This is a genomic window from Xylanibacter caecicola (assembly GCF_013166515.1).
In the GTDB taxonomy this organism is placed as follows: domain Bacteria; phylum Bacteroidota; class Bacteroidia; order Bacteroidales; family Bacteroidaceae; genus Prevotella; species Prevotella caecicola.
This window is the reverse complement of record NZ_JABKKJ010000045.1, coordinates 1-6,798: the sequence shown is the minus strand read 5'-3', so window position 1 is coordinate 6,798 and position 6,798 is coordinate 1. Positions and strand designations below refer to the sequence as shown.

Here is a 6,798-nt window from a genome sequence, read left to right as displayed (position 1 = left end):
ATAAATTCCATGATGTTGTCGCCATTGACAATGATGAGGTATTACTTCTGATGCTGAAAGAGATGTATTCCCAAGAAGGAATACACTGCGACACTTGCACCGATGCTGCGGCACTGATGGAAATGATCCGCCAAAAAAAATACAACTTGTTGCTGACAGACTTGAATATGCCCGGCATAAACGGCTTCGAGTTGTTGGAACTGCTGCGCACGTCCAACGTGGGCAATTCCCGGACAATCCCCGTGGTCGTGGCAACCGCTTCGGGCAGTTGCAACAAAGAGGAACTTTTGGCAAAAGGTTTTGCCGGATGCCTGTTCAAGCCGTTCTCCATATCGGAACTGATGGAGGTTTCCGACAAGTGCGCCATAAAAGAAACATCCGATGGAAATCCGGACTTTTCAGCCTTGCTGTCCTATGGCAATGAAGCCGTTATGCTGGAAAAGTTGATGACGGAAACTGAAAAGGAGATGCAGACAATACGGGAAGCGGCAACAGAAAAAGACCTGCAAAAGCTGGATTCCCTGACACACCACCTGCGCAGCTCGTGGGAGGTGCTACGTGCCGACCAACCGCTAAATGTACTTTACAGATTGCTTCATGGCGATGTACTCCCGGATGGTGAAGCGTTAAGCCATGCTGTGACTGCTGTGCTGGATAAGGGAGCAGAAATAATCCGGTTGGCAGAAGAGGAAAGGAGAAAATACGAAGATGGATAAGACAACAATAATTGTGGTAGAAGACAATATCGTGTACTGCGAATTTGTCTGCAACATGCTGGCACGGGAGGGCTACCACACCATGAAGGCTTACCACCTCTCAACCGCGAAGAAATATCTGCAACAGGCGACGGATAATGACATCGTGGTTGCCGACCTGCGCCTGCCTGACGGTAACGGCATTGACCTTTTGCGCTGGATGCGAAAGGTGGGAAAGATGCAGCCCTTCATCATTATGACCGACTACGCCGAAGTTAATACCGCCGTGGAAAGCATGAAACTCGGCTCGATAGACTATATTCCCAAACAGCTTGTGGAGGATAAACTTGTCCCCCTGATCCGTTCCATACTGAAAGAACGTCAGGCAGGACAACGCCGTATGCCTGTGTTCGCCCGTGACGGTTCCGCATTTCAGAAAATCATGCACCGTATAAGGCTGGTAGCCGCTACCGATATGAGCGTGATGATATTCGGAGAGAACGGCACGGGTAAGGAACATATTGCCCACCACCTGCACGACAAGAGCAAGCGGGCAGTCAAGCCATTCGTGGCGGTGGACTGCGGTTCACTCACCAAAGAGCTTGCGCCCTCGGCCTTCTTCGGACACGTCAAGGGAGCGTTTACAGGAGCAGACTGTGCCAAGAAAGGATATTTCCATGAGGCGGAAGGCGGCACGCTGTTTCTGGACGAGGTAGGAAACCTCGCGTTGGAAACCCAACAGATGTTGCTCCGCGCCATACAGGAGAGGCGGTATCGCCCGGTCGGAGACAAGGCAGACCAGAATTTCAATGTCCGCATCATCGCTGCTACCAATGAAGATTTGGAAGTAGCGGTGAATGAAAAGCGTTTTCGGCAGGATCTTCTGTACCGTCTGCACGACTTCGGGATAACCGTTCCTCCGTTGCGTGACTGTCAGGAAGACATCATGCCGCTGGCAGAGTTCTTCCGTGATATGGCAAACAGAGAGCTGGAGTGTAGCGTGAGCGGGTTCAGTTCCGAAGCACGTAAAGCGTTGCTGACACACGCATGGCCGGGCAACGTGCGGGAACTTCGGCAAAAGATAATGGGAGCTGTATTGCAAGCGCAGGAAGGTGTGGCGACGAAAGAACATCTGGAGCTTGCCGTGACGAAACCGACCTCACCTGTCAGCTTCGCCTTGCGCAATGACGCGGAGGATAAGGAGCGGATATTGCGTGCGTTGAAACAGGCAAACGGCAACCGGAGTGTCGCCGCCGAACTGCTCGGAATAGGCAGGACAACACTATACAGCAAACTTGAAGAGTATGGACTTAAATATAAATTCAAGCAATCATAGCCTGTAATTCACTGAAATTCCATATATTTGCAATATTAATTGAGAATATGAGAGTAGATAGAGAAAACCCCAACAAATATTTTGATGAAAGTGATGCGAGCTATGAAGCTCGCAGAATTTGGTATGCGTTCAAGGATGTTGTACTTTACAAAGATCGTTTTTTTGTAAAACATCAACTTTTGGATATACTATCAAAATATGTATCTGAGAATATTGTTGAGGTTCATTCTGGTCAAATATTCTTTAGGTCAAGAATTATTGATGATAGTTGTATAAATGACCATATGGTATATAAATGTTTTAGTGCACCAGATGGAGAACGGTTAGATATAAGCTATCATAATAAATCGAATTCATTCAAAGGGCTCACAAAAGAAGCCTCTTTTGTCCCACCTAAAAATGTGAAAGTTTCAGATGGACGTGCGAACCCTAAATATATCAAGTATCTTTATGTTTCAGAAAGTCCTATCACAACATTATTTGAGGTGCGACCATTTATATTCGATGCAGTGAATATTGCACAAATAAGAGTTAATAGCCCTCTCAATATTGCTAATATTGCTGTTGGACTTGACTTGTCAGAAAATAAAAATGCAACAGTAGAAATGTATGTTATGAGAATGATACAGAGTGCATTTTCTAAACCGACTAACAATTCTGACGATTATATTCCATCCCAGATAATAGCGGAATATCTTAAAAATCTTGGATATGATGGTATAAGGTATAATAGTTCGTTACATTTTGGAGGCGTAAATTTGACTATATTTAATCATGAGAAATGCGAAGCCATATCTTCTCAAGATTTTAGAATAGAAGATATCAAACTAACGGCAAGAGCGGCTTTTGGTTGTGCTGACAATCAGGGTGATTTAGCGTATATTAAAGATAATGAGCCTTTATATCTCGATTATGAAAAGCTAATCTCAATAAAAAGTAATATCAGGTCAAAATAACCTTTAGTGTGAAAAAGCATTCTTAATTAAGTAAGAAAAATATATAAATTCAAGCAATCACAGCTCGTAATTAACTGAATTGGGCTATCTTTGCATAACATTTGAGAAAAACGGCGATTGGCAGGAGCTTTTCGCCGCCAACATATAGGATAAGACCGCAAGGCGTTTCAAGCGAAAATCTGGTAAATTGGAACTACGGAGACGATTGCGTGATGCTTATGCTATGCTTACGCATAGCGTGCATTCACGTACTCTCCGTAAAGGCTTTACCAGAGCCATCGCTTGAAGGTAGTGTGAATTGCACGCTACTTTTTTACCCTTGCCTAACGAAAAGAAACGATTATGGGTAAAGTTCAGATTCTCGCCGTACTGACGATGGACGGATGTCTTTCTTCAGAGTTATATGATAAAGCATATCAGGATTTGTGCCTTGACCGTTGCGGTCTTGATGAAATCAGGGAGAAAGCCCTTTACCATGTCACACCGGACTATTCCATTTCAATGCTGCACGAATGGCGGAAAGACGGTACAAACATTCGTTACCTCGCGGAAGCCACACCAGACACGTCGGACTATATCAACGGACTGCTGCGTATGCACGCTGTGGACGAAATCATACTATACACCGTTCCTTTCATCGCGGGAACAGGACGGCATTTTTTCAAATCGGCTCTGCCGGAGCAACACAGGACGCTTTCCACTGTAAAAAGCTATCCCAACGGTGTATGCCGCAGTATCTACACCCTTGACAAATAAGCAAGACAGCCAAAATGTGCGGCAGTCATACAATTCTGTTTCCGGAAATAGAATAAATGTTCCGATTACGAACAATTTAATCCCGTATAAATTCATTCCTTCGGGAAAATATTGAATTTTATACTACTGAAATCCAGTGCCTTGAAAAAACGATGCCGGATTTTTTGTTTTCTGACACGTATTTTGTCAATTATATTCATGTGCGCACGCAGAAAACAAAGTGTAATTTTCAAAATTGACGGAACCATGAATTATTTCTTGCTGGCGGAAACAGATTTCTTCCGCCTAATAAACGAAGCCGGTGACTGCAATATGGAAACGGCATACACGACTTTCGCCACCCAAGTGATCGAACTGTGCAACGGCGGCATGGACGCGAACCTTACCGTCATCGCGCTTGCATACATCGAGATCGAGTTGCAGCACCACCCCGTGCGCAATCTGTCAGAAGAAAAAAGAGAGATTGCCGCCTACGTCAGCAAGGCTCTGTCTTTCGTAAGAAAGATGCAGAAATTCCTTGCCACGCCCCAAGTGCCACCATTAATATCCGCCAACAACGCAACAGAAACCACCGCCAGCCTTCTTCAATGGACGGGCAACGCCATCGACCTCGTGGAGCTTATATACGGCATAGACGAGATGGGCTGCATCAACAACGGCAATATGCCGCTCAAACAGCTCGCCCCACTTCTCTATAAGATATTCGGGGTTGATTCTAAAGACTGCTACCGCTTCTACACTGATATCAAACGCCGGAAGAACGAAAGCCGTACTTACTTCCTTGACAGAATGCAGGAGAAATTGAACGAGAGGATGCTGCGCGATGAAGAGTTGGAACGTATGAGAAGATAGATTGTGATATATACGAATCAGGCGGACTTCAACACTCTATCCTCTGATTTGTATATAGATAGTCCTTACATTCCCTGCGTTATTGTTCCGAATATCAGGTAAAAAGTATACCTTTGCATAAATTTAGATAATCGGGAAATGGAAAGATACAATAAACCTCCATTAACATATACAGAGCAAATGGAACTGCTGAAATCAAGAGGAATGACCATTCCCGATGAAAAGCGTGCGGAAAGATTGCTTGCCAATATCAGCTATTACCGTTTGAGTGCTTATATGTTGCCGTATAAGAAAAGCGAAGATGGAATGATTCTTGATGCATTCAAAACCGGAACGACATGGGATATGATATATAACCTGTATGTCTTTGACAGGAAGCTGCGACTATTAGTGTTTGATGCCATTGAACGGCTGGAAGTGTCCATACGGACACAAATCATATACCAGCTCAGTCACAAGTATGGCTCCCATTGGCAAGACAGACCGGATATTTTTAACCCACCGACAGAAATAACATTGAGGGACGGGCGAAAAGTGACATTAGATGTGTATAACGACATACAGAAGCATATCAAGGAACAACTGCACAACAACAAGGCGGAAGTGTTCATACAGCATTATCGCAACAAATATGACACACCTGAGAATCCTCCATCATGGATGAGTGTTGAGATAATGTATTTCAACCATTTGTCACGGATATGCACGGGGCTGAAACAACGTGCGGACATCAACGGAATAGCTTCTTACTTTGCATTGCCGCCCAAGACCTTTTGTTCTTGGCTTCATACCATCAACTATGTGCGCAATATATGTGCACATCATGCGCGGTTGTGGAATCGTGACTTGAACATTGTCCCCGAACGTCTGTCGTTCTCCAAACGGCTGGAATGGATAAACAATCCGGAGACAGCGAAAAGAAGCAAAATCTATTATTTCCTATGTATGTTGAACTATATGTTACAGACAGCCAATCCGACATCACCATTCAAGAACCGTCTTAAAGAGTTATTGAAGGATTATGAAAGTATTGTTTCGCTCAATGCCATGGGATTCCCGGATAATTGGAGCAACGAAATAATTTGGGAAAATAAAAAATAAGTTCTTCTATAGCGTTGCAGATAGAGAAAAAAGCATTATCTTTGCAACATCTAATAAAGACAGTTGTTAAACTAAAAGATAATAAGCCTCCCGGGCGCGTCGTAAGACAGCATACTTGGGAGGCGTTCTTCATTTTAAGAGGTGACGGAGATTTTTTTCCGCCACCTCTGATTTTTTTATTTCTGCAGCAACAGGTGCTTTAGGTTTTCGTCGCCCGCGATGCGTTCCAGTTCATCCTGAACAATCAGTTTCACCTCTTCCTTGATGCGCCGGTAGTTCGCCTGCACCGTCTCTTTCATGCGGTCGTTGCCGTCCTCGTCCGTGAAGTCGGTAATGACAGGGATTTTCTTGTAGGCACTTTCCTCCCGCTTCACCTTCTCGGCATCCACCACAATCTCACAGTGAAAAATCTTCTGTTCGATACGTTCGTTGAAGTTGTCGGACACCGAACCGACAAACATGCCCTGCGTCAGACCGGAAATCTTGCTCGGCGGTATGAGCGCATCCATCTGCGTGTTGATGGAGGTGGAAACATCCTGCCGGTTGATAGAGATGGACTGCCGTTTCTGCAAGACCTTTCCGAAACGTTCCGATAGTGTCTTTGCCGTTTCACCTACCACCTGCCCGGAGAAGATATTACCGACGGTGTTCATCACGACTTTGGCTTCCTTATCGCCATAGTCGCGTACTAACTGGCTGAAATCCTGAAAGCCCAGACACACGGCAACCTTGTTGCTCCGGGCGGTAGCTATAAGATTGTCCAACCCTTTGAAGTATATCGTCGGTAGCTCGTCTATGATGACCGACGACTTCAGCATCCTTTTCTTATTGATGAGCTTCACGATACGGGAGTTATATAGACCAAGAGCCGCCCCGTATATGTTCTGGCGGTCGGGGTTGTTGCCTACGCAGAGGATTTTAGGCTCTTCGGGATTGTTGATGTCCAGCGTAAACTCGCTGTCCGACATTACCCAATAGAGCTGCGGTGAAATCATCCTCGAAAGCGGGATTTTTGCCGACGCTATCTGACCCATGAGCTGCTCCGCAGCCCCTCCAAGCCACGCATCCATGAACGGCGAAAGGTAGTTCTCCAGCTCCGGAT

At 45.2% G+C, this 6,798-nt stretch carries 7 protein-coding genes; 6 read left to right on the top strand and 1 reads right to left on the bottom strand.

Annotation, left to right across the window (positions count from 1 at the left end; all coding sequences use genetic code 11):
• From HPS54_RS12445 to HPS54_RS12420, 6 genes are all read left to right on the top strand, one after another.
• Positions 1-716, top strand: a 716-nt coding sequence (locus tag HPS54_RS12445; protein WP_172345743.1) for a response regulator, incomplete at its 5' end; no start/stop codon positions are given.
• Positions 709-2,031 carry a sigma-54-dependent transcriptional regulator gene (locus HPS54_RS12440; protein WP_049129739.1) on the top strand — a complete coding sequence of 441 codons (1,323 nt, stop codon included), beginning with the start codon at positions 709-711 and terminating at the stop codon, positions 2,029-2,031. The genes HPS54_RS12445 and HPS54_RS12440, both read left to right, overlap by 8 nt.
• A 47-nt stretch (positions 2,032-2,078) precedes the next feature.
• Positions 2,079-2,987: an RES family NAD+ phosphorylase gene (locus HPS54_RS12435; RefSeq protein ID WP_005680578.1), complete on the top strand. Its 909-nt coding sequence runs from the start codon at positions 2,079-2,081 to the stop codon at positions 2,985-2,987.
• 342 nt (positions 2,988-3,329) lie between these two features.
• Positions 3,330-3,743 (top strand): hypothetical protein, encoded by a 414-nt coding sequence (locus HPS54_RS12430; RefSeq protein ID WP_049129740.1) that lies wholly within the window; start codon positions 3,330-3,332, stop codon positions 3,741-3,743.
• A gap of 246 nt (positions 3,744-3,989) precedes the next feature.
• The gene (locus HPS54_RS12425) at positions 3,990-4,595 is read left to right on the top strand and encodes an RteC domain-containing protein (protein WP_049129741.1); all 606 of its coding nucleotides are present in this window, start codon (positions 3,990-3,992) and stop codon (positions 4,593-4,595) included.
• 180 nt (positions 4,596-4,775) lie between these two features.
• Positions 4,776-5,696: an Abi family protein gene (locus tag HPS54_RS12420; protein ID WP_253952015.1), complete on the top strand. Its 921-nt coding sequence runs from the start codon at positions 4,776-4,778 to the stop codon at positions 5,694-5,696.
• 176 nt (positions 5,697-5,872) lie between these two features.
• Here the strand turns inward: HPS54_RS12420 and HPS54_RS12415 are convergent.
• The coding region (locus HPS54_RS12415; RefSeq protein WP_172345741.1) for a TraM recognition domain-containing protein at positions 5,873-6,798 on the bottom strand (926 nt) is incomplete at its 5' end.